The organism is Pseudoalteromonas sp. T1lg75 (assembly GCF_002964705.1).
In the GTDB taxonomy this organism is placed as follows: domain Bacteria; phylum Pseudomonadota; class Gammaproteobacteria; order Enterobacterales; family Alteromonadaceae; genus Pseudoalteromonas.
In genome coordinates, this window is sequence record NZ_PQCD01000033.1 from 602,433 (window position 1) to 621,671 (window position 19,239).

A 19,239-nucleotide genomic window follows, 5' to 3' on the forward strand; every position below is an offset into this window, starting at 1 on the left:
CAACAGGAAACACCATGGATTATTTGCAAATCAATAAGGCCACCTGGGATAAAAGAACTCAGGTGCATGTAGCGTCTGAATTTTACGGCGTTGACGCCTTTAAAAATGGCCGCTGTTCCCTTAATCCCATTGAACGTGAACAGGTAGGCGATGTGACCGGTAAGTCCCTGCTTCACCTGCAATGTCACTTTGGTCAGGATACCTTGTCCTGGGCACGCCTAGGGGCAAAGGTGACCGGGGTCGATTTATCCTCGCAAGCCATTGCCCAGGCAAACGCCTTGAAACATGCCTTAGGGCTGGACGCTCAGTTTATCGAAGCGGATATCTATCGCTTTGGTCAGGAAAATACGCAGCAGTACGATCTGGTGTTTACCTCCTACGGCACTATCTGCTGGTTACCGGATTTAACTCGGTGGGCCCAGATCATAGCCGGTGCCTTGAAAGTAGGCGGGGAGTTTCACCTGATAGAGTTTCACCCCGTTAACGATGTGCTTAGCGGCTACGCCTATTTTCCCAGTGAGGAGCCCGATGTGGAGGAAGAAGGCACCTACACGGAAAATTGTGATGGCACTACCTCAACGACCGTATGCTGGTCGCATTCGCTCAGCGAGGTGCTGAGCGCATTAGTAGATGCGGGCCTATGCATCGAAGCCTTTAACGAATATCCCTACAGTCCCTACAATTGTTTTGAGGGGTTAGAGCCGGTGCCCGGTCTTGGTTATCAGAAATTACATAACGGCCAGCAAGTGCCTTTGGTGTATGGGGTCAAGGCTCGTAAAATCGCGGAATAAAACCTGGAGCACCTTAGTTGCTGGTGAACTTCAACAAAAAAGCCGAAGACTGACTTCGGCTTTTTATGCTTTGATTGTAATGGTTATTTCTTTACCTTGCCGATATCGTACGACGTCATCCAAGGGGTTTTGCGCGACAGCGATTTGCCGGTATGGATGGACACAGAGGGAGTCTCATCGTCCTTTACAAAGGTGGTGCGCAGCGAGTTTTCAGACTCTTTTTGTTGCTCATACCAGCCTTCGCCCAAGCATTGGCGGGTAAAATCCGATGCTTTTTGGTGGATTGTCAGGGCACCGTCTTTATCCGCATAGGTTTGCTGACAGCTATAGGCATAGGTGCGCTCGTGAAGGGCGCTGATCTGGCAGCTGTCGCCCACCAGGTGATAACGGGCCTGCCAGCTGTCGATAAACTTGGATTGGGTGCGTGCCATTTTCAAACCATCAAACTGATTGTCATAGGCCGACATCAAGGCTTGGATTTTGTCGCAGGATGAAAGGTTATCGACATAGGTTTGTTGCTGTTTTTGCGCTGGGCTGGCGCAGCCGGCGAGGAGAATAACGGCCGCTATTGCTGGGTAAATTGCTTTCATGGCAAACAGGTCCTTATTTGTAGTAGCCTAAGCATACAAAATCTCTGGGCGGTGTGGCAATGTAAAACACCCAGAGAGTGAATAATTGCCCACCTAAACAGCTATTTACTTACAAGTGCGGCCTTTTTGGGGCGCTGATTCGACTAATGCCGAGACTGCAACCGCGCTACCACATCTCCTAAGGATAAGCCCTGGCGCTGCAGCAACACAATTAAGTGATACATCAGATCGGCGGCTTCATCGGTGAGCTCGTTATTGTCGTTTTTCATCGCTGCCAAGGCGACCTCCACCCCTTCTTCGCCTACCTTCTGGCAACTGCGGCTAAGCTCCTTGGCAAACAGTGATGCTGTGTAGCTCGTTTTTGGATCCGCATCCTTACGGTCGATGATGATTTGCTCCAGCTCGGCTAAAAAGCCCAAACTGGGCTTGGCATCGCCAAAGCAACTTTGGGTGCCCAAGTGGCAGGTGGGGCCTTGCGGGTAGGCCATGATCAGAATAGAGTCCTGATCGCAGTCGGTGTAGATGGCTTCAACCTGTAAAAAGTGGCCTGAACTTTCGCCCTTGGTCCACAGGCGCTGCTTGGAGCGCGAGTAAAAGGTGACTTTCTTTTGCTCCAGGGTGTGGGTAAGCGCCGCCTGATCCATAAATCCCTGCATGAGAATTTGCCCGGTAATAAAGTCCTGCACCAGGGCAGGGATCAAAGGGCACTTGGCAAAATTCACATCGCTTACATTGCTAATATCTATTCGCATAATCGAGTCGCTATCTTGTTATCGGCTAGGTGTTGTTTTAATTCGTTAATATTTATCAAGTTCTTATGAAATACACTGGCGGCCAGGGCACCATCGACCTGGGCCTTTTTAAATACTTCACTGAAGTCGCTGATTTTTCCGGCGCCGCCGGAGGCAATCAAGGGCACATGGCAGATATCCCGTACTTTGGCTAATTGTTCAATGTCGTAGCCTTTGCGCACACCATCTTGGTTCATACAGTTTAGTACGATTTCACCGGCGCCGAGGGCTTGCACTTGCTCAACCCATTCCAGGGTATTGTAGCGGGTGCGCGATGAACTGTTGGGATCGCCGGTAAGCTGATAGACCAGATACTCGCCACTTTGGGCATCGAAAAAGCTGTCGATGCCCACCACCACGCATTGTTTGCCAAATTCGTCGTGTAACTCGCGAATAAGCTCGGGACGGGCAATGGCAGGGCTATTGATACTGATTTTATCGGCGCCACTTTCAAGCACCCGCGCCGCATCGGCGACGGACTTGATGCCACCGGCAACGCAAAACGGAATATCGATATTGCGGGCTATATGCTCGACCCAATTCACATCAAGCAGGCGTTTTTCCACGCTGGCGCTGATTTCATAAAACACCAGCTCATCGGCGCCGGCATCGCTGTAGGCCTTGGCCAGCTCAAGAATATCGCCGACGATTTCATGGCCCTTAAACTGTACGCCCTTGACGACCTGACCGTCTTTTACATCCAAACAGGGGATTATGCGTTTTGATAACATGCTAGTGCCTCCTCAACCGTAAAGGCGCCATCAAGCAGGGATTTGCCCAGGATCACCCCTTGGGTGCCAATTTCTTTTAAGCGACGAATATCCGCTAATGAGCTGACGCCACCGGAGGCCTGAATGCGCAGACTGGGGTTATGCGCCTGCAGTTGCTCGTACAAAGCAAAGGAAGGGCCGCTCATGGTGCCGTCTTTGCTGATGTCGGTGCATAAAAAGTCTTTCACCCCCATCTCAGCGTAAAAATCGATAAGTTCAAACAAGGAGACATCGCCGCTTTCCAACCAGCCGTGGGTGGCGGGCATCCAGCCCTTTTCGGTGTTATTCACATCCAGGGCAATGACAAACTTCGGGGCACCGTATTGGTTTATCCAGCTTGCCACTTGCTCTTGGTTATTGACCGCTTTTGAGCCAATCACCACCCGTGCGGCGCCAGCTGTAAGCCACTGTTCAACGTCATCGCCACTGCGAATGCCGCCGCCGACCTGATAGCCGACGTTGAGCGCCTTGGTGGCTGCCTGAATTTGTCGCCATTGCTTCTTGCGAGGATCTCGTGCTCCTTCTAAATCAACCAGGTGCAGCTTTTGTGCGCCCTGTTGCTGGTATTCCATTAGCCGTTCGGCCAGGTCAAAGGGATAGAACTGGGCGGTGTCGTATTTGCCCTGAAATAAACGCACGATTTGTTGTTGTAATACATCTAATGCTGGAATAATCATAATGCGTCCTCAAAGCCGCCAGTCGATAAAGTTTTGCAGTAAGCGCGCGCCTACTTTGGCGCTTCGTTCCGGGTGAAATTGCATGCCGGCGTAGTTGTCCTGAGCGACCATGGCCGAAAAAGTTTGGCCGTATTCGCTGGTGGCCAGGGTCGCCTGGTTGCAGCCATGGGCGAAGCTGTGTACAAAGTACACCTGATCGTCATCCTGAACACCCTGGGTCAGCGGGTGCGTTTTGGTGATCTTTAGGGTATTCCAGCCCATGTGCGGGGCGCTCAAATTCCCTACCTCAAGCTCGTCGACGGCGCCGGGAATGATGCCTAAACAGGAGGTGTCGCCCTCGGCCGTGTGCTCGCACTGCAACTGCATGCCCAAACAAATGCCCAGTAATGGCCTTTGGTATTCCTTAATGGCTTCTTGCCAGCCGCCGTCAATCAGGCGCGCCATGGCAACCTTGGCATGGCCCACTCCCGGTAATACGGCACGCTCATACTGACTGAGTTGCTCAGCGTCGGTGATCACATCAACCTGAGTATGTAAACGCTCAAAGGCAAAGCGCACCGAATTGATATTGGCGCAGCCGGTGTTGATTATGGCTATCATAAAACCCCCTTGGAGCTGGCCGTTTGTTGCGAGCTGTCTTTGCTGATGGCCATGCGCAGCGCCCTGGCGAAGGCCTTAAACAGGCCCTCAACCTGGTGGTGACAATTCCCGGGCGTGACACTTAAAATCAGCGACAGGGCGGCGTTATCGCTAAGGCTTTTGAAAAAGTGTTCGACCATTTGTACATCCATATCGCCGACTTTTTCACGGCTAAAATCGGCATTTAACACAAACGAAGCGCGTCCGGATAAGTCGATTTGCGCTTCGGCCTTGCATTCGTCCATCGGCAGGGCAAAGCCGTAGCGGGCAATTTGCGACTTGGTGCCAAGAGCCTGGCGTAGCGCCTGACCCAAGGCGATGCCGACATCTTCGACCAGGTGGTGCTCGTCTATGTGTAGATCGCCACTGGCCTTAATATCCAGGTAAATATTGGCGTGGGTGCGGATCTGATCCAGCATATGGTCGAAAAAGCCCAGCCCAGTGCTGATTTCGCCACTTTTATTGGCATCCAGGTTTAGCGCTACGGCAATTTGCGTTTCCTTGGTGTCGCGGCTGACGGCGCCTTGGCGGTCGGCGGTAGTCAAGCGAGTGACTATTTGCGCCCAGTTATCCTGATACAAGATGCCCTGCATACAGAGGTTTTCGGCCAATTGAATATCGGTCTGTCGGTCACCAATGACATAAGAATTGGCGATATCCACCTTGCCTGAGCGCATTAAGTCGACCAGCAAACCGGTTTTTGGTTTACGGCATTGGCAGTTGTCGCCATCGAAGTGCGGGCAGATCAGCACGTCTTCAAAGTGAATGCCTTGGGAGGTAAATAGCTCCATCATTTTGTTGTGCGGCGCATCGAAGTCCGCCTGCGGGAAACTGTCCGTGCCCAAACCATCTTGGTTAGACACCATCACCAGGCGATAGCCGGCCGCTTGCAGGGCGAGCATCGCTGGGATAACACCGGGTAACAAGGCTAATTTCTCTAGGCTGTCGACTTGCTTATCGCTGATAGGCTCTTCAATCAGGGTACCGTCGCGGTCAATAAATAAATAGGGGTTGCTCATATTAGTTCCTAAAAAGTGCCTTGTTATTAGTTTGCAGTGGAGTCGGTTAATGAGTCCAGCCAGGCTTTGACCTCACCGAGCTCCTGCTCATTGCCGATGGAAATACGCAGCCAATCGTCCTCGCCATAAAGGGTAAAGGGGCGCATGACCAGGCCCCGCTGATAGGCGATGGCAATGGCGTTTTTGTCTTTTAGTTGCAAGGTGACAAAGTTGCCTTCCCCGGCGAGTACCCGAGTGACTGCATCGCTTTGTTCCAACCATTGTTGCAGGCGTGATTTAAGGGCATTTAAAGTATCCACCTGGCGGCGCATTGAGGCTATGTTTGCGGTGCTCAGCGCTTGTGCGGCGATGTCGGCCACCACGGTGGATACCGGATAGGGCGCCAACACCTTGCGAAGCGGTGCTAAGATGCTTTCGTTTGCCAGGGTAAAACCGGTGCGCAGACCCGCCAGGGCAAAGGCTTTGGACAGGGTGCGTAGCACCACTATATTGGCGTAGTCAGCCAGTAATGACACCGCGCTTTGCTCAGGGCAAAACTCGATGTAGGCTTCATCAACCACCACCAGGGCACTGCCTGTTAGGCGCGCTGCAATGGCGGCGATTTTATCTTGGCCTATCAGGGCGCCGGTGGGGTTATTGGGGTTGCAGATAAACACCAGCTTGGCATCGCCAACCTGGGTGCAAATCTCATCCACCTCGCCTTGGAGCAATAATTCCTGGCTCAGGGTATTGAGCGCGACATTATGGGTGTCGGCGGTGACCTTATACATGCCATAGGTGGGTGCAAAAATGGCGATGCTGTCCTTTGCGCTCTGGCAGAAGGTGCGTACCAGCAGCTCTATGCCTTCATCGGCGCCTCGGGTCATCACCACCTGCTCAGGCTTTACCCCAACATAATTGCTGTAGGCCTGTATCACCTGCTGCGGCTGTGGGTCCGGATAGCGGTTGAGAGCCTGACCACTGAGTTGATATTCGCGGTTATAAGGGCTTTCGTTGGCGTTCAGCCAGGTTGAGCCGCTGAGTTTTTCACTCTTTGCCGAACTGTAGGCGCTGAGGTTGGCAATATTTTTCGGTAACAATTTTTGCGCTAACCCGTCTTGTGGTGAACCCAGCTGTTGTTGTGTTTTTACGTCGGTGCTCACTGTGTTTCTCCTAAACGGATGCGAACGGCATTGGCGTGAGCATCGAGCCCTTCTGCTGCAGCCATGGGAATAATTGCTTTTGCCAAATCGGCCAAACCACTTTTGGTAACGGTCTGCACCGTATAGGTGCGATAAAAATCGAGCAGGCTGAGGCTTGAATACACCTTTGAATACCCGTATGTGGGCAACACGTGATTGGTGCCCGAGGCATAATCACCGGCCGATTCAGGGGTGTAATCGCCCACAAAAATAGAGCCTACATTCTTTATCTTAGGCAAGTATTCGGCACTTTCACCAAGTTGCAGAATCAAGTGCTCTGGTCCGTACAGATTTGAGACCTCAACGGCCTGGGTGATGCTTTGCACCTTGATCAGCGCCGAATTTTCAAGGGCTGCCTTGGCGATGTCGGCGCGCGGCAAGGCTTTTAATTGTTCAGCCAACGCTTTTTGCGTTGCCGCTATCACCTCATCGCTGTCGCTTAGCAGAATGACTTGCGAGTCCGGGCCGTGCTCGGCCTGAGAAAGCAGATCAGCGGCAATAAATTCACCGTTCGCTCTGCCATCGGCAATCACCAAAACCTCCGAAGGCCCGGCGGGCATATCAATGGCTAAACCGGGGACCTGCTGGGCGCATAATTGCTTGGCCATGGTCACATAGGCATTGCCCGGACCAAAAATTTTATTGACCTTGGGCACGGTGTCCGTGCCATAGGCCATGGCGGCAATGGCTGGGGCACCACCGACTTGCAGCACCTGTTTAATACCACACAGACGTGCGGCGTATAGGATAGCAGGAGCAATGGCGTCATCGCCCTTGACCGGGGTGGCCAACACCACAGTCTGCGCACCGCTAATTTGCGCCAGCACGCCTTGCATCAATACCGAAGAAGGCAGAGGGGCGCTGCCGCCTGGCACGTATATGCCTACTGCGTCGATGGCCTGGTAGCGCAGCTCACAGGCTACCCCGGGCTGCGTGCTTAAGCTGATGTTTTTAGGCACCTGAGCAAGGTGAAAACGGCGAATATTATTGTACGCCTGTTTTATCGCGTCCTTTAGCTCGGTATCGAGCAGCTGTTCGGCGTCGGCAAAGTCGTTATCGCTGCAAAGCAGTGGCGCCTTGATTGCTCGGCCGTCCAAACGGTTGGCGTAGTCGCGAAGTGCCTCATCGCCTTCGCTTTGCACGCGACCGAGTATCTCCTCACACACTGGGCGAACATTGTCGGCGGCGCTCACCGCCGGACGTTGCAACAGCATTTGCTGCTCTGTGGGGCTAAGAGTATTCCAATCAATCACGGTCCGTTACTCCATCATTTTCTCAATGGGCATCACCAGAATGGAATTGGCGCCGAGTGCTTTTAGCGACTCCATGGTTTCCCAAAACAGAGTTTCGCTGCTGACCATGTGTAAGGCCACATACTCTTCGCTGCCGGCTAAGGCCAGCAGGGTAGGTTGACCGGTGCCGGGTAACAGGGCACAGACCTCATCAAGCTTGGCCTTGGGGGCGTGCATCATGATGTACTTGCTTTCTTTTGCTTGTTTTACACCGCGCAGGCGGGGCATCAGCTTATCGATGAGCGCCAGTTTTTCGCTATCCTGGAGTGCTTCATTTTGGATTAGGCAAGCGTTGGACTCTAAAATGGTGTCGCCCTGCATCAGACCATTGGCCTCCAGGGTGGCGCCAGTAGAAACCAGATCGCAAATGGCATCGGCGAGACCGGCGCGCGGGGCGACTTCGACCGAGCCGGTCAACATCACCACGCTGGCATCAATGTTTTCACGCTCCAGGTACTTACTGAGGATCTCAGGGTAAGTGGTGGCAATGCGTTTACCGGCGAACCAGGATTTATCTTGTTGACCCAGCTCCTGGGGCCAGGCCAGGGCCAGACGGCAGTAACCAAAATCGAGCTTAGCCAGTTTTTTCACCGTGCCTTCGTTGCCACTACGGGCGCGTTCAGCCTGGACTTCTTCAAGGACGTTTTCGCCGACGATGCCCAAGTCACAGACACCATCCAGAACCAGTCCGGGAATATCGTCATCGCGCACGCGCAGTACATCGATAGGCATATTGGTGGCGTGGGCGATAAGACGTTGTTCGCGTAGGTTTAATTTAACGCCTAGTTGCTTAAGCAGGTTTTGGCAGTCTTTGGACAAGCGCCCTGATTTTTGGATTGCGATACGTAAACGGTTGGTGTTGCTCATAATTCATTTCCTAAGTTAAAAAACTAAAAACCCCGAGGGATCCTCGGGGCGAAAATGAATCTGGTTTTTTAGTCGCGCCGGAGGTTCCTTTTAGGAATAACCCCCCAGCGAAATACCTGACAGGCTATTCGTGGATGTGATGATGATGATGAATAGTTGTCAGTGTATAAGTCATGTTTGCGCTCGTGTTGTTGCTAAACTGAAATAAGATGATTAAGTTCGTTTATAGATAAACACAGAGTTTGCATTCATTGCAACCATTTTTTTTATTGCGTTAAAGTCTAGCCTATAACCGCCGATAATATAGTTATGAATTAAGGTGTCGCAGCGGATAATGAGGAGTGTGAATGTGGATATTATGATCCCCTTTATGGGTCGCATTACCCGTCTAGAGGTGCAACACAAGGGCGCCTTTCACGTTGCCGGGGTCAAGGATGATCAGATTGCCAAGGTGCGCAATGAGCGCAAACGACTCGGTACTAAGAGGGGCCAAGAAACCTTTGTAGATGATGGCGTTACGGGAGCGGAGCAAGGCAAGGACAGTCCTCCTCGCCTTGATGTATGGGCTTAGCTGGCGCCTAGAAGTACAGGTGCTCCTTGATTTCACCGGCCACTTTAATTTCACATTTGTCGCCAGATTTTTGCTGTGAGGCTTGGATCATGCCGGCTATCATACCAAACTTGCCGCCACGCTCTTGTAATACAGAGCCAAAGTAGCAATAGCTGCTGATATCTTCACCTTGATAATCCGTACTTAGGTTTAGCGTCGGAGTATAGGGAGCGAAGCGACCTTTCATTACCGGCTCACCATTAATGCTCAGTTCCAAATGATTTTTATCGACGTTGTAGATGCCGCCAAAGGTCATGTCGGTGCCGTTGATGGTGACGACTTTTTCTTGCGCTACACGCGGGGGCGTACTGCCACAACCGGCTAAAGTCATCACGGCCGCAAGGGTGCAGGTTAAGGTAACTTTGTTCATAGATAAATCCTTTTAGTTCATGCTTTTAGTTCTTAAAGAGAACGCGCGATAGACTACACAAAAATAGGTACAAAGCCAAGGCTTGATGTGCAAGTTGGAGTCGCTTTAATTTTCGGCTATGATCGGCGCCTATTTCCTGTCTTCTTTGGCGCCGTGATCCTAATCCTACTATGAGCATAGAGCAGCTTTTTTCACCCACCGGCCCGTTGGCATTGGCCTTTAAAGGCTATCGCCCCCGCCAAGCGCAAATTGATATGGCCAAGGTGTGCGACTTGGCCCTCAAAAATGCCGAGCAGGTCGTGGTGGAAGCCGAAACCGGCACCGGAAAAACCTTTGCTTATTTGTTGCCAGCGCTCACTAATAAGGGCAAATACATTATTTCCACGGGCTCGAAGGCGCTGCAAGAGCAGTTGTATCACCGCGATTTACCCACTGTGTATAAGGCTCTCGGCAGTGCCAAGAAAAAAGCCCTGCTCAAGGGACGCAGCAACTATGTGTGTCACTATCGTCTTAACCAGCATGTGGCCCACGTACCCAGTGATGACACGGATATCATGCATCAACTGGCCATGGTGGCTAAATTCGCCGGCGAAACCCGCAGTGGCGATATTGCCGACTGCCCGGGAATAGAAGACGATGCCAAGGTGTTGCCCTACGTGACGTCCACGGCGGATAATTGCCTGGGTAAAGAATGCCCGGATTTTGATGCCTGCTTTATTCGTAAAGCCCGTTTACGTGCCGCCGAGGCCGATATTGTGGTAATTAACCACCACCTGTTTTTCGCCGATATGGCGGTGAAAGAAAGTGGCTTTGCCGAGTTGTTGCCCGGCGCCGATGGCTATATTTTTGACGAGGCGCATCAGTTGGCGGACATCGCCAGCGATTATTTTGGCGAGAGCGTCTCAAGTAAAAAGGTGTTTGCTTTTATCACCGACGCCCGCATGCTTTATCGCACCGAACTGCGCGATATGCTGCAACTGGGTAAAACCCTTGATAAGCTTGAAGCGGCGACCATGGATTTGCGCCTGCAACTGCCACATGAAGGCGGTCGCGGTGACTGGCGTCAGGCGCTGAGCAGCAAGCCCCTATGCGACGCCGTACATAGAGTTAGTAAAGATCTGCAGTTTTTAAACCAGGTACTTAAGCTCGGCTTGGAACGCAGCGAGCTGGTGGAGCCGCTGTTAGAGAGGCTGATGAGCCTAATAGCACAATTCGAGCGGGTGTTCGATGTTGCCCCGAGCGGCTATAGCTATTGGTATGAGGCCAGCCGCCGCCATGTCAGTATTCATATTACGCCTTTGAATATTGCCGCCAAGTTTAAAGCAATGCTGGCCGAACGTGAGGCCGGTTTTGTGTTTACTTCAGCAACGCTGTCGGTTAACAACAGCCTGTCGCACTTTAGCGATGCTTTGGGATTGTCCCCGGCGCATCAGTTGATGCTGGCCAGCCCTTTCGACTATCAGCAACAGGCGCTATTTTGTTTACCGCGCTATCTACCGCCTGCGAATTCCCCGGAAATGCCACGGGCCTTGGTGGGGATTTGTCAGCAGGTTATTAAAGCGGCCCAGGGCCGTTGCTTCTTGCTTTTTACCTCGTATCGAGTGATGTACATGGTGGCCGAGGTGCTATGCCAGCAAATGGAGTATCCGGTGTTTGTTCAGGGGCAGATGTCGAAGCGTTTGTTGCTGGAGCGTTTTACCCGTCATGGCAATGCGGTATTAATGGGGACCGCCTCTTTTTGGGAGGGGGTGGACGTGCGCGGCAGTGCGTTGAGCTGTGTGGTGATAGACAAGCTGCCCTTTGTCGCGCCGGATGATCCACTGTTACAAGCGCGAATGCAAGAGTGCGAACATGGCGGCGGCGATCCCTTTGCACAGATCCAATTGCCGCGGGCGGTGATCGCCTTAAAACAAGGGGTTGGCCGCTTGATCCGTGATAGCCAAGATCGCGGTGTTTTAGTATTATGTGACAACCGCGTCGTGACCCGAGACTATGGTCAGGTGTTTTTGCAAAGCCTGCCCAATATGCGTCGTTGTCGCGACATGAACCAAGTGACCGCCTTTTTACAGACAATAGAGTAACTATGAGCCAAACCATCCTAGCCCTTGACGCCTCAACCGAAGCCTTATCGCTTGCCTTAATGCATCAGGATAAACTCTATCACTTTTTTGATGTCTGCCCGCAGCAGCACAGTCAGCGTATTCTCGATGAAATCGATGCGTTATTAACGCAGGCAAATTGCGATATTCAAGATGTGGATGTGATTGGTTATTGTCAGGGACCCGGCAGTTTTACCGGGGTTCGTATTAGCGTTTCCGTTGCTCAGGGCCTGGCTTTTGCCACTAACACTCCGGTGATTGGCGTTTCCTCTTTGGCCATGATGGCACAGCAGGCTATTAGCGAGCGCGGTGCCAGCACTGTCTTGGCCGCCATCGATGCACGTATGGGTGAGGTGTATCTGGGTGCCTATGAGGCAAAGGAAGGTTTAGCTCAGTTAGTTGGCGAGCAGCAGGTGCTTGAACCTAGCGCCGTTACCAGCCCGTTTGGCGCCGCGGTGGCCGTGGGCACGGGGTGGCAAACCTACCCTGAGATGGCCGACGGGCTGAGCCAGGTTCAGGTGGATAAGGAGATTACCTTGCCGGACAGTCGCTACATGCTGCCGCTGTTGGCACGCGAATTTGCCCGGGGCAATGTGGCCGATGCGGCCTCGGCGCAGCCAGTGTATGTGCGCGATACGGTAACCTGGAAAAAACTACCGGGTCGGGAATAAACATTGCGCTTAGCGGTGCTTTGTATCACACTAAAACAGTGTCTTTTGTCATTAGCTAACCTATGTCTATTCGTCGAATTAGCCAAGCTCCAGCCGGTGCGCCTCAGGTTCATGCCCAGGCGCGCAGCGACAAGGTGGTGCGGGAAACCAGCGCCGAGCCTCGCGGCGGCAAGGTTAATCACTCGGAGCACGGACGCGAGCTCGCCGAGGCGCTGTATCGGCAAACCATCTATGACCAGCCAAGAGACAGTCGCACCAGTGCAGCCATTGCCACCTATCGAGAATATGCCTTCTTGCAACGCCGCGAAGAAGTGCAGGCCATGTTACATATAAGCCTGTACGCTTAATACCTAGACCCGAGACTCTCCGCCCACCTTTAAAGCTGCCAATAAAAAAGGTGGGCCCTGGGCAAACTATTTATCTTCTGTTGACCAGGATAAACCACCCGCAGCCCGCCTTTTATGAATGTACCCCAATGACAGAATACGTTGTTAAAATGTGGACAATTTTGCCATTAAGCGATACTTTATGAATTAATAAAAATAATAATAAGTTATTAATATCGTGCATCATCGCGTTTTTGCAGTGTTTACCCGCGGAGCTGCCAAACTAGCCGCCAATACGGTAATTTTATCGTTGCGAGAGGGGTATATAGCCCTGATCCCGTTTTTTGTAATGGCTGCCTTGGTAACCTTGGTTACACACTGGTTGAATTATGAAAAGTTGGTCGCTTCCTATGCATTTTTGAGCTCGTTCAATGTGCTGGTCTGGACCTTGTTTCCGCTGACCACCTTGCTGTCCTTTAGCTATTACCTGGCCAAAAATCTTAAACTGAATACCATAGCAGTACCTATTTTGGTGCTTACCTGCTTTAGTGTCGCCTCAGGTTATATTTATGTGCTTGACGATGGCAGCATAGGTGTTAACAGCCGCGCCGGCGTGCTCTACACCATTTTAATCCCCATTTTCTGTTGCTATATGATGCGCGCCATTTTACGTGCCCGCTGGTTACGGATTATGCCCGTTGGCAACATCAGTTTATTTTTGGTCAAACACCTGAATTTGATATTGCCGTATATGTTGGTGGTGTCAGCCACCTTTACGCTATTTCCCCTCGTTGATTGGTTACTGGGTCAAGCATTGGCGGTATTTAATGAGCAGCATGCGCTTTTGAGCAGCGGCGAGAAGCTCACCATACAGCTCCTGGGCTCGCATCTATTATGGTTGTTCGGCATTCATGGCGATAATGCCTATCAAATTATAGCGACACCACAGATGAGCAACTTTCTATTGGGCTTTGGTATGGACAGCGAAAGTTATATCAATAGCTTTGTGCTGCTTGGTGGCTCCGGATGTATCTGGGGCTTAGTGATCGCCTGTCTACTGCAAGGGAAGGGCACCCATGAAGCCAGTATTGCCCGGCTTAGTTCGCCGCTGGCGCTGTTTAATCTCAGCGAGATCATGGTTTATGCCCTACCCATAGTGTTTAATCCCTATTTGCTATTGCCCTTTATTATCACCCCTTTAATTAATGCCTTGCTTAGTAACCTTGTTATAAGTCAGGGCTGGATAAGTGTGGTCGCAGGGGCGGATATTCCCTGGTTTACTCCGGTGTTTATTAGTGGTTATGTGGCCACCGATAGTCTTATCGGTGTACTCTGGCAGGCGCTGCTTATCGGCCTAAGTACCCTGATGTATCTGCCCTTTGTAAAGGCCAACAGAGAACATAATATCAGTGGTCGCCAACTGGATATGCTGGTCAAACGGGTGAGTGCCGGACGCCAGTTAGAACGACAGGCAGAAGCGCAATTTGCCAAGCGAGACAGTCAAAAAATAGCCGAGCAAAAGCGCCTGAACGAGGTGATTGAAACCCTAAAAGAGGGCGCCTTATGCCTGTACTATCAACCCAAGGTTTGTAAAAAAACCAAGCGTATTCTCGGTTTTGAGGCGCTGCTACGTCATAAGCGCAGTGATGGTACCATTGTCAGCCCCTGGTTTATTGATGTATTGGAGCGGTTTCAAATGATGGATGTGGTCGATAGCTTTGTTATTGACCAGTTGGAGCTCGACCTGCAGCAATTTCATCGTCATCAACTGGTGCCGAAAATCAGTTTTAACATTTCTCCGCGTAATCTCATTAACCGCCGCTATAAGCGTGTGATCCGCGCTTTCAGTAAGTTTCCGGATCAGGTTGAAGTAGAGATTCTGGAGTCCTCATATGCCGACGATTTTAGCCGCACCCAGGAGATAGTTGCTAAGTTACGAAGTGAAGGGATCCGCTGTGCGGTGGATGATTTCGGTACCGGCTATTCCTGCTTGAGCCTTCTTAGTAAGCTTAACGTCGATACCATCAAATTCGATCGCAGCCTGTTACCCAGTGATGAACATGATCCGGCAACCATCTTGTATCAAAGCCTGACGCAAATGTGCCATCAGTTGGGTTTTGAGGTGGTGGCAGAAGGCATTGAGTCGGACTTTCATGCCGACTTTATTACGCCCTTACCGATTTCCCAGTTACAGGGCTATTACTTTGATCATCCTTTGACTCTTGAGCAGGCAATCCGTAAGTTTGCCGATCAGGGCCTGGATACCATAGTACAGATAAATCGGGATTTACCTGTTGCCAACAGTAAAAAAGCCGCTCAATGAGCGGCTTTTGAGTCTTCAGTTTTCAGTAGGGTTGTTAAACTATGTTAACAAGCAGGTTCAACAGTAACCCAATATTGCTGAGATATCAACTTTGTTATTGTTTGTTAATAAAAGATATTAACTTTGTGGCGATATCGACGTTATTTTGTGAGCCGATAAACTGCTCATAACCCATACCATGGGCAAACACCTGCACGTCTATGGCGGTGTGGCCGGAGGTTGTCCAGCCGGTGAAGCTGGCTTCATTGATGAGCTTTTTAACCGCTAAAACCAGGGCCTCTTCATCCACTTGTTTTGCCTGTGTAAGTAACACTTCACGCTCCTTGGTATAGGCTAGGCCGCTATTGCTTTGCCATTGCTCTTGCATGTTGTCACTGGCCATAAGACGCTCGGCAATCACTTCGGCGGTTGCCTGCACACCCTTAACCACATCCGCCTGCCATTTATACTGGCCTTGGGCGCCTATGGTTAAACCACCCGTAGAGTGATCCGCGGTGACCACGAGTAACGTGTCGGGATGCTTGGCGATAAAGTCCTTAGCGACCTTGATGGCCTCGGCAAAGTCATGCATCTCAGCCATAGCGCAGGCGATATCATTGGCGTGGCCACACCAGTCGATCTGGCTGCCTTCGATCATCACGAAAAATGGTTTTTCATTCTGCTCTAACAAAGAAAGTGCCTTGCGGGTCATCTTGGTCAGGCGTTCGGGATCGCTATCCAGGGCGAAGGGCAGGCCCTTGGCAGCGTATAAGCCAATGGCCGGAACCTGTTCAATTTGTTCAAGTTGGGCCAAGCTGTCACTGTACTGATAACCGGCGGCGATAAACTCGTTGACTAAGTTTCTATCTTCGCGGATAAAGTATTGGGTGCCGCCACCGAGCATAAGATCAACGGGTAGTTTGCCATTGATTTTATTATCGATATAGTCGTTGGCTATGTCGTCGTAGTTGCCGCGCGCTTCGTTATGGGCAGCAAAGCTTGCCGGAGTCGCATGGTTGATTTGCGAGGTGGCCACCAGGGCTGTGGTCATGCCCTTTTCTTTAGCGATCTCAAGCATGGTTTTTAATTTTTGTTTTTCGCCATCGACGGCAATGGCGCCGTTATAGCTTTTGGTCGCTGTCGCTAAGGCGGTGGCACCAGCGGCGGAGTCGGTAACTATGGTGTCATCATCCGGGTAGGTATGAGCCATGCCGGTGAGCATAGAATCAAAGACGGTGCTTTCAACTACGGCGGTGTTTGGATCGTCTTGGTAATAGCGATATGCAGAGGTATAGGCAGGTCCCATGCCATCGCCAATCATGTATATTATATTTTTGGGTGTTGGCGCATTCGCACTGGCAAAAAAGCTGGCGAAGGAGAGAGTAGCCAAAGTGAATGTACGTTTCATGTCAAAGTCCTGTTGTCAGTTGCCGCCATTCTATACCTTAGATTATGAAAATAAACCGCCTTGCGGTGAAATGGAGTTGCTTTGCATACATTTTCGATAAATAACCGTGCCTTAACTTTGTGTGGCCTAAGCAATAGTGAGCAGGCCATAAGTTTGCATCAAGACGATGTGGTGATCGCCTGTCATGGCTGGCAGGATAATAGCGCTAGTTTTGCCCCCCTGATGCGGGAATTATCACCCCAGTTGCCATTATATGCCTTTGACTGGCCGGGGCATGGCTTATCCCAATGGCGCCATCCTCAGGCGCACTATTACTTTATCGATTATGTAGATGATTTGCATCAGGTGATCACTCAGTGTCAGGCACAGCGTGTGCATCTTGTCGGCCATTCATTAGGGGCCATGGTGGCGTCCTTATATGTAGCCTGCTTTCCCGAGCACATTGCCAGTCTCACCCTGATCGAAGGCATAGGTTTGGTTTGTGCCGAGCCGGAAGAAGCCAAAGCCTTGTTGATGCGCGCATTGGCGCAACGGGCCCGGGGCGAAAAGATCCGCGAGTACCCTAGTACCGATGACCTGGTTGCTCGGCGATTGGCGATCAGCGACTTTGATGAGCCGGTGGGTAAGGAACTGATGGCCCGCAATATTGAGCCCGGACCCGAGGGAGGAGTGCGACTGCGTACCGACCCGCGTATCAAGCATTATTCCGCTTTTCGCTACAGTGAGGCTCAGGCTCATGCCTTACTCGATACCATAGATGTGCCGACCCTGCTTATCAAAGGCACCGAAGGTTATTCCATGGTGCACCAAAATGAACATAAATTTGCTCATCATTACAGTCAGTTAAGTGCTAAAGTAGTAGCAGGCGGCCACCATTGTCATATGCAAAGCGCCTTAGAATGTGCGCAACTTATTGGTGCACATTTGCATCAAAGTGGCGCAAGATAATTGTAACTTTGCCGTAAATATGGGAATATCGCTGAAATTAGAGCTTTTGCTCAATTGTTAAAAATATCAACTTAGATTAAGGTTAGTAGTGCGATAAACCGGCCGCCCAGCAGCGAGCCATACGCACATTAGTTTGGCGTCGTGCCCTGATTACGCCGTGACTCATGACTTCTAAGATAAACCATTATAAGAACAAATTAATAGGAGCCTAGTGTGGAGAAAATCTGGCTTAAGCGTTATCCGAAGGGTTGCCCAGAAACCATCGATCCCGCTCATTACGACTCTTTACTGACACTGTTTGAAAAAAGTTTTAGTGATTTTGCACACCTGCCTGCATTTAAAAATATGGGTGTGACGCTGAGTTATCAGCAGCTTGACGAAGCCACCAAAAAGGTCGCGTCTTACATTAACAATGACCTTGGTCTTAAGCCCGGCTCTAAAGTCGCGGTGATGATGCCTAATCTTCTGCAAACGCCGGTAAGTATTTTAGGCGTATTACGTGCCGGCTGTGTGGTGGTTAACGTAAACCCCTTATACACGGCGCGTGAGCTCGAGCATCAATTGAATGACTCCGAGGCGGATGCCATCTTTATTCTCGCTAATTTTGCCCATACTCTGGAAAAAGCCATTGCCCATACTCAGGTTAAGCATGTGATCGTCACCGAAGTGGGCGATATGGTTGGCGGCCTGAAGAAGCACCTGGTCAACTTTGTGGTGAAATATATCAAGAAAATGGTGCCGGCCTATCAGCTAAAAAACACCATTCCCTTCACCGAGGTGATGAAAAAGGGCAATGTGGCCACCTATCAACGTCCCCAGGTAACCTTAGATGATCTGGCCTTTTTGCAATATACAGGCGGTACTACCGGAGTGTCGAAAGGGGCCATGCTGACTCACGGCAACATGGTGGGCAACCTGGAGCAGGTGTCCGGCTGTTTGGATAATATTCTTGAGCGTGGCAAAGAAATCGTGGTGACGGCCTTGCCGCTTTATCATATCTTTGCATTGACCGCGAACTGTCTGACCTTCATGAAGTACGGCGGTATGAACCTGCTGATCACCAACCCCCGTGATATGAAGGGCTTTGTCAAAGAGCTTAAAAGCAACAAGTTCACCGTGGTCACTGGGGTGAACACCCTGTTTAACGGTTTATTGAATACCGACGGCTTCGCCGATATCGACTTTTCTAATTTGAAAATGTCACTCGGTGGCGGCATGGCGGTGCAACGCCCGGTGGCGGAGCGCTGGCAAAAGGTCACTGGTACGCGCCTGGTAGAAGGCTACGGTTTAACCGAGTGTTCTCCGCTGGTAACCGTCAGCCCTTACGATCTTGACGGTTACAATGGCTCAATCGGCCTGCCAGCACCGAGCACCGACATCAAGCTGATGCTGGATAATGGGGAAGAAGCGCCTAAGGGAGAGCCGGGTGAGCTGTGGGTGAAAGGCCCGCAGGTAATGAAAGGCTATTATAACCGCCCCGATGCCACTGCCGAATGCTTAAAAGATGGCTGGTTTGCCACCGGTGATATCGCCACCTACGATGACGAAGGCTTCTTCTATATTGTTGACCGTAAGAAAGACATGATCCTGGTTTCCGGTTTTAATGTCTTCCCTAATGAAATTGAAGAAGTGATTGCCGACCATGAAGGGGTGTTAGAAGTTGCCGCCATTGGCGTGCCCCACGAGATCAGCGGCGAGCAAGTAAAAGTATTTGTTGTTAAAAAGGACCCGTCTTTAACGGAAAAGGATATAATAAAGCATTGTCGTGATAACCTGACGAATTATAAGGTTCCTAAGTTGGTGGAATTTCGTGATGAATTGCCAAAAACCAACGTCGGGAAAATACTGCGACGTGCATTAAAAGACGAACAAAAATAGCGATGAACAG

The 19,239-nt window shown here is 51.0% G+C and carries 19 protein-coding genes; 8 read left to right on the forward strand and 11 right to left on the reverse strand.

What is annotated here, in order from left to right:
* The first annotated feature begins 14 nt into the window (after positions 1-14).
* Entirely contained in the window at positions 15-791 is a 777-nt protein-coding gene (locus C2M36_RS09300) for a class I SAM-dependent methyltransferase (RefSeq protein ID WP_105188962.1), read from the forward strand.
* A gap of 83 nt (positions 792-874) precedes the next feature.
* On the opposite strand, the gene C2M36_RS09305 is transcribed toward C2M36_RS09300, so the two are convergent.
* From C2M36_RS09305 to hisG, 9 genes are all read right to left on the reverse strand, one after another.
* Positions 875-1,381, reverse strand: a complete 507-nt coding sequence (locus C2M36_RS09305; protein WP_105254664.1) for a hypothetical protein — start codon at positions 1,379-1,381, stop codon at positions 875-877.
* A gap of 143 nt (positions 1,382-1,524) precedes the next feature.
* Positions 1,525-2,133, reverse strand: a complete 609-nt coding sequence (gene hisIE / locus C2M36_RS09310) for a bifunctional phosphoribosyl-AMP cyclohydrolase/phosphoribosyl-ATP diphosphatase HisIE (RefSeq protein WP_105254665.1) — start codon at positions 2,131-2,133, stop codon at positions 1,525-1,527.
* Positions 2,124-2,903 carry an imidazole glycerol phosphate synthase subunit HisF gene (gene hisF / locus C2M36_RS09315; protein ID WP_105254666.1) on the reverse strand — a complete coding sequence of 260 codons (780 nt, stop codon included), beginning with the start codon at positions 2,901-2,903 and terminating at the stop codon, positions 2,124-2,126. Before hisF ends, hisIE begins: the two co-directional genes overlap by 10 nt.
* Positions 2,885-3,619 (reverse strand): 1-(5-phosphoribosyl)-5-[(5-phosphoribosylamino)methylideneamino]imidazole-4-carboxamide isomerase, encoded by a 735-nt coding sequence (hisA, locus tag C2M36_RS09320; protein WP_105254667.1) that lies wholly within the window; start codon positions 3,617-3,619, stop codon positions 2,885-2,887. The genes hisF and hisA overlap by 19 nt, the downstream gene beginning before the upstream one ends.
* Before the next feature lie 9 nt (positions 3,620-3,628).
* Complete coding sequence (gene hisH / locus C2M36_RS09325) at positions 3,629-4,219, reverse strand: imidazole glycerol phosphate synthase subunit HisH (RefSeq protein ID WP_105254668.1); 591 nt, start codon at positions 4,217-4,219, stop codon at positions 3,629-3,631.
* Entirely contained in the window at positions 4,216-5,277 is a 1,062-nt protein-coding gene (gene hisB / locus C2M36_RS09330) for a bifunctional histidinol-phosphatase/imidazoleglycerol-phosphate dehydratase HisB (RefSeq protein ID WP_105254669.1), read from the reverse strand. The genes hisH and hisB overlap by 4 nt, the downstream gene beginning before the upstream one ends.
* Before the next feature lie 26 nt (positions 5,278-5,303).
* Complete coding sequence (hisC, locus tag C2M36_RS09335; protein WP_442792646.1) at positions 5,304-6,389, reverse strand: histidinol-phosphate transaminase; 1,086 nt, start codon at positions 6,387-6,389, stop codon at positions 5,304-5,306.
* A 26-nt stretch (positions 6,390-6,415) separates the two neighbouring features.
* Positions 6,416-7,711 (reverse strand): histidinol dehydrogenase, encoded by a 1,296-nt coding sequence (gene hisD / locus C2M36_RS09340; RefSeq protein ID WP_442792644.1) that lies wholly within the window; start codon positions 7,709-7,711, stop codon positions 6,416-6,418.
* Positions 7,712-7,717: 6 nt separating this feature from the next.
* Positions 7,718-8,617: an ATP phosphoribosyltransferase gene (gene hisG, locus C2M36_RS09345; RefSeq protein WP_105188954.1), complete on the reverse strand. Its 900-nt coding sequence runs from the start codon at positions 8,615-8,617 to the stop codon at positions 7,718-7,720.
* 358 nt (positions 8,618-8,975) lie between these two features.
* On the opposite strand from hisG, the gene C2M36_RS09350 reads away from it, so the two are divergent.
* A complete protein-coding gene (locus tag C2M36_RS09350; RefSeq protein ID WP_442792542.1) occupies positions 8,976-9,188 on the forward strand; it encodes a hypothetical protein in 213 nt (70 codons plus the stop codon).
* Between the two features lie 7 nt (positions 9,189-9,195).
* On the opposite strand, the gene C2M36_RS09355 is transcribed toward C2M36_RS09350, so the two are convergent.
* Positions 9,196-9,597, reverse strand: coding sequence for a hypothetical protein (locus C2M36_RS09355; protein WP_105254671.1), 402 nt, complete (start codon positions 9,595-9,597; stop codon positions 9,196-9,198).
* A 170-nt stretch (positions 9,598-9,767) separates the two neighbouring features.
* Between C2M36_RS09355 and C2M36_RS09360 the strand changes: the two genes are divergently transcribed.
* The 4 genes from C2M36_RS09360 (at position 9,768) to C2M36_RS09375 (ending at position 15,016) form a co-directional block, all read left to right on the forward strand.
* On the forward strand, positions 9,768-11,678 hold the full coding sequence (locus C2M36_RS09360; RefSeq protein ID WP_105254672.1) for an ATP-dependent DNA helicase: 1,911 nt from the start codon (positions 9,768-9,770) through the stop codon (positions 11,676-11,678).
* 2 nt (positions 11,679-11,680) lie between these two features.
* Complete coding sequence (tsaB, locus tag C2M36_RS09365; protein WP_105188950.1) at positions 11,681-12,367, forward strand: tRNA (adenosine(37)-N6)-threonylcarbamoyltransferase complex dimerization subunit type 1 TsaB; 687 nt, start codon at positions 11,681-11,683, stop codon at positions 12,365-12,367.
* 62 nt (positions 12,368-12,429) lie between these two features.
* Complete coding sequence (locus tag C2M36_RS09370; RefSeq protein WP_105254673.1) at positions 12,430-12,714, forward strand: hypothetical protein; 285 nt, start codon at positions 12,430-12,432, stop codon at positions 12,712-12,714.
* 238 nt (positions 12,715-12,952) lie between these two features.
* Entirely contained in the window at positions 12,953-15,016 is a 2,064-nt protein-coding gene (locus C2M36_RS09375) for an EAL domain-containing protein (protein WP_267894659.1), read from the forward strand.
* Between the two features lie 94 nt (positions 15,017-15,110).
* On the opposite strand, the gene C2M36_RS09380 is transcribed toward C2M36_RS09375, so the two are convergent.
* The gene (locus C2M36_RS09380) at positions 15,111-16,403 is read right to left on the reverse strand and encodes an alkaline phosphatase (protein WP_105254674.1); all 1,293 of its coding nucleotides are present in this window, start codon (positions 16,401-16,403) and stop codon (positions 15,111-15,113) included.
* A gap of 81 nt (positions 16,404-16,484) precedes the next feature.
* On the opposite strand from C2M36_RS09380, the gene C2M36_RS09385 reads away from it, so the two are divergent.
* Together C2M36_RS09385 and fadD are read left to right on the forward strand one after the other, a co-directional pair.
* Positions 16,485-17,351 (forward strand): alpha/beta fold hydrolase, encoded by an 867-nt coding sequence (locus C2M36_RS09385; RefSeq protein WP_105254675.1) that lies wholly within the window; start codon positions 16,485-16,487, stop codon positions 17,349-17,351.
* Positions 17,352-17,564: 213 nt separating this feature from the next.
* Positions 17,565-19,229 carry a long-chain-fatty-acid--CoA ligase FadD gene (gene fadD, locus C2M36_RS09390; protein WP_105188946.1) on the forward strand — a complete coding sequence of 555 codons (1,665 nt, stop codon included), beginning with the start codon at positions 17,565-17,567 and terminating at the stop codon, positions 19,227-19,229.
* Positions 19,230-19,239: the final 10 nt, after the last annotated feature.

Excerpts from the sequence above, each read along its gene's own strand:
- C2M36_RS09350 (WP_442792542.1), top strand. The coding sequence starts at position 8,976 with ATGATCCCCTTTATGGGTCGCATTACCCGTCTAGAGGTGCAACACAAG.
- C2M36_RS09300 (WP_105188962.1), top strand. The coding sequence starts at position 15 with ATGGATTATTTGCAAATCAATAAGGCCACCTGGGATAAAAGAACTCAG.
- hisF (WP_105254666.1), bottom strand. The coding sequence starts at position 2,903 with ATGTTATCAAAACGCATAATCCCCTGTTTGGATGTAAAAGACGGTCAG.
- hisH (WP_105254668.1), bottom strand. The coding sequence starts at position 4,219 with ATGATAGCCATAATCAACACCGGCTGCGCCAATATCAATTCGGTGCGC.
- C2M36_RS09360 (WP_105254672.1), top strand. The coding sequence starts at position 9,768 with ATGAGCATAGAGCAGCTTTTTTCACCCACCGGCCCGTTGGCATTGGCC.
- C2M36_RS09355 (WP_105254671.1), bottom strand. The coding sequence starts at position 9,597 with ATGAACAAAGTTACCTTAACCTGCACCCTTGCGGCCGTGATGACTTTA.
- C2M36_RS09305 (WP_105254664.1), bottom strand. The coding sequence starts at position 1,381 with ATGAAAGCAATTTACCCAGCAATAGCGGCCGTTATTCTCCTCGCCGGC.
- C2M36_RS09380 (WP_105254674.1), bottom strand. The coding sequence starts at position 16,403 with ATGAAACGTACATTCACTTTGGCTACTCTCTCCTTCGCCAGCTTTTTT.
- hisIE (WP_105254665.1), bottom strand. The coding sequence starts at position 2,133 with ATGCGAATAGATATTAGCAATGTAAGCGATGTGAATTTTGCCAAGTGC.
- hisA (WP_105254667.1), bottom strand. The coding sequence starts at position 3,619 with ATGATTATTCCAGCATTAGATGTATTACAACAACAAATCGTGCGTTTA.
- tsaB (WP_105188950.1), top strand. The coding sequence starts at position 11,681 with ATGAGCCAAACCATCCTAGCCCTTGACGCCTCAACCGAAGCCTTATCG.
- hisG (WP_105188954.1), bottom strand. The coding sequence starts at position 8,617 with ATGAGCAACACCAACCGTTTACGTATCGCAATCCAAAAATCAGGGCGC.
- C2M36_RS09370 (WP_105254673.1), top strand. The coding sequence starts at position 12,430 with ATGTCTATTCGTCGAATTAGCCAAGCTCCAGCCGGTGCGCCTCAGGTT.
- hisB (WP_105254669.1), bottom strand. The coding sequence starts at position 5,277 with ATGAGCAACCCCTATTTATTTATTGACCGCGACGGTACCCTGATTGAA.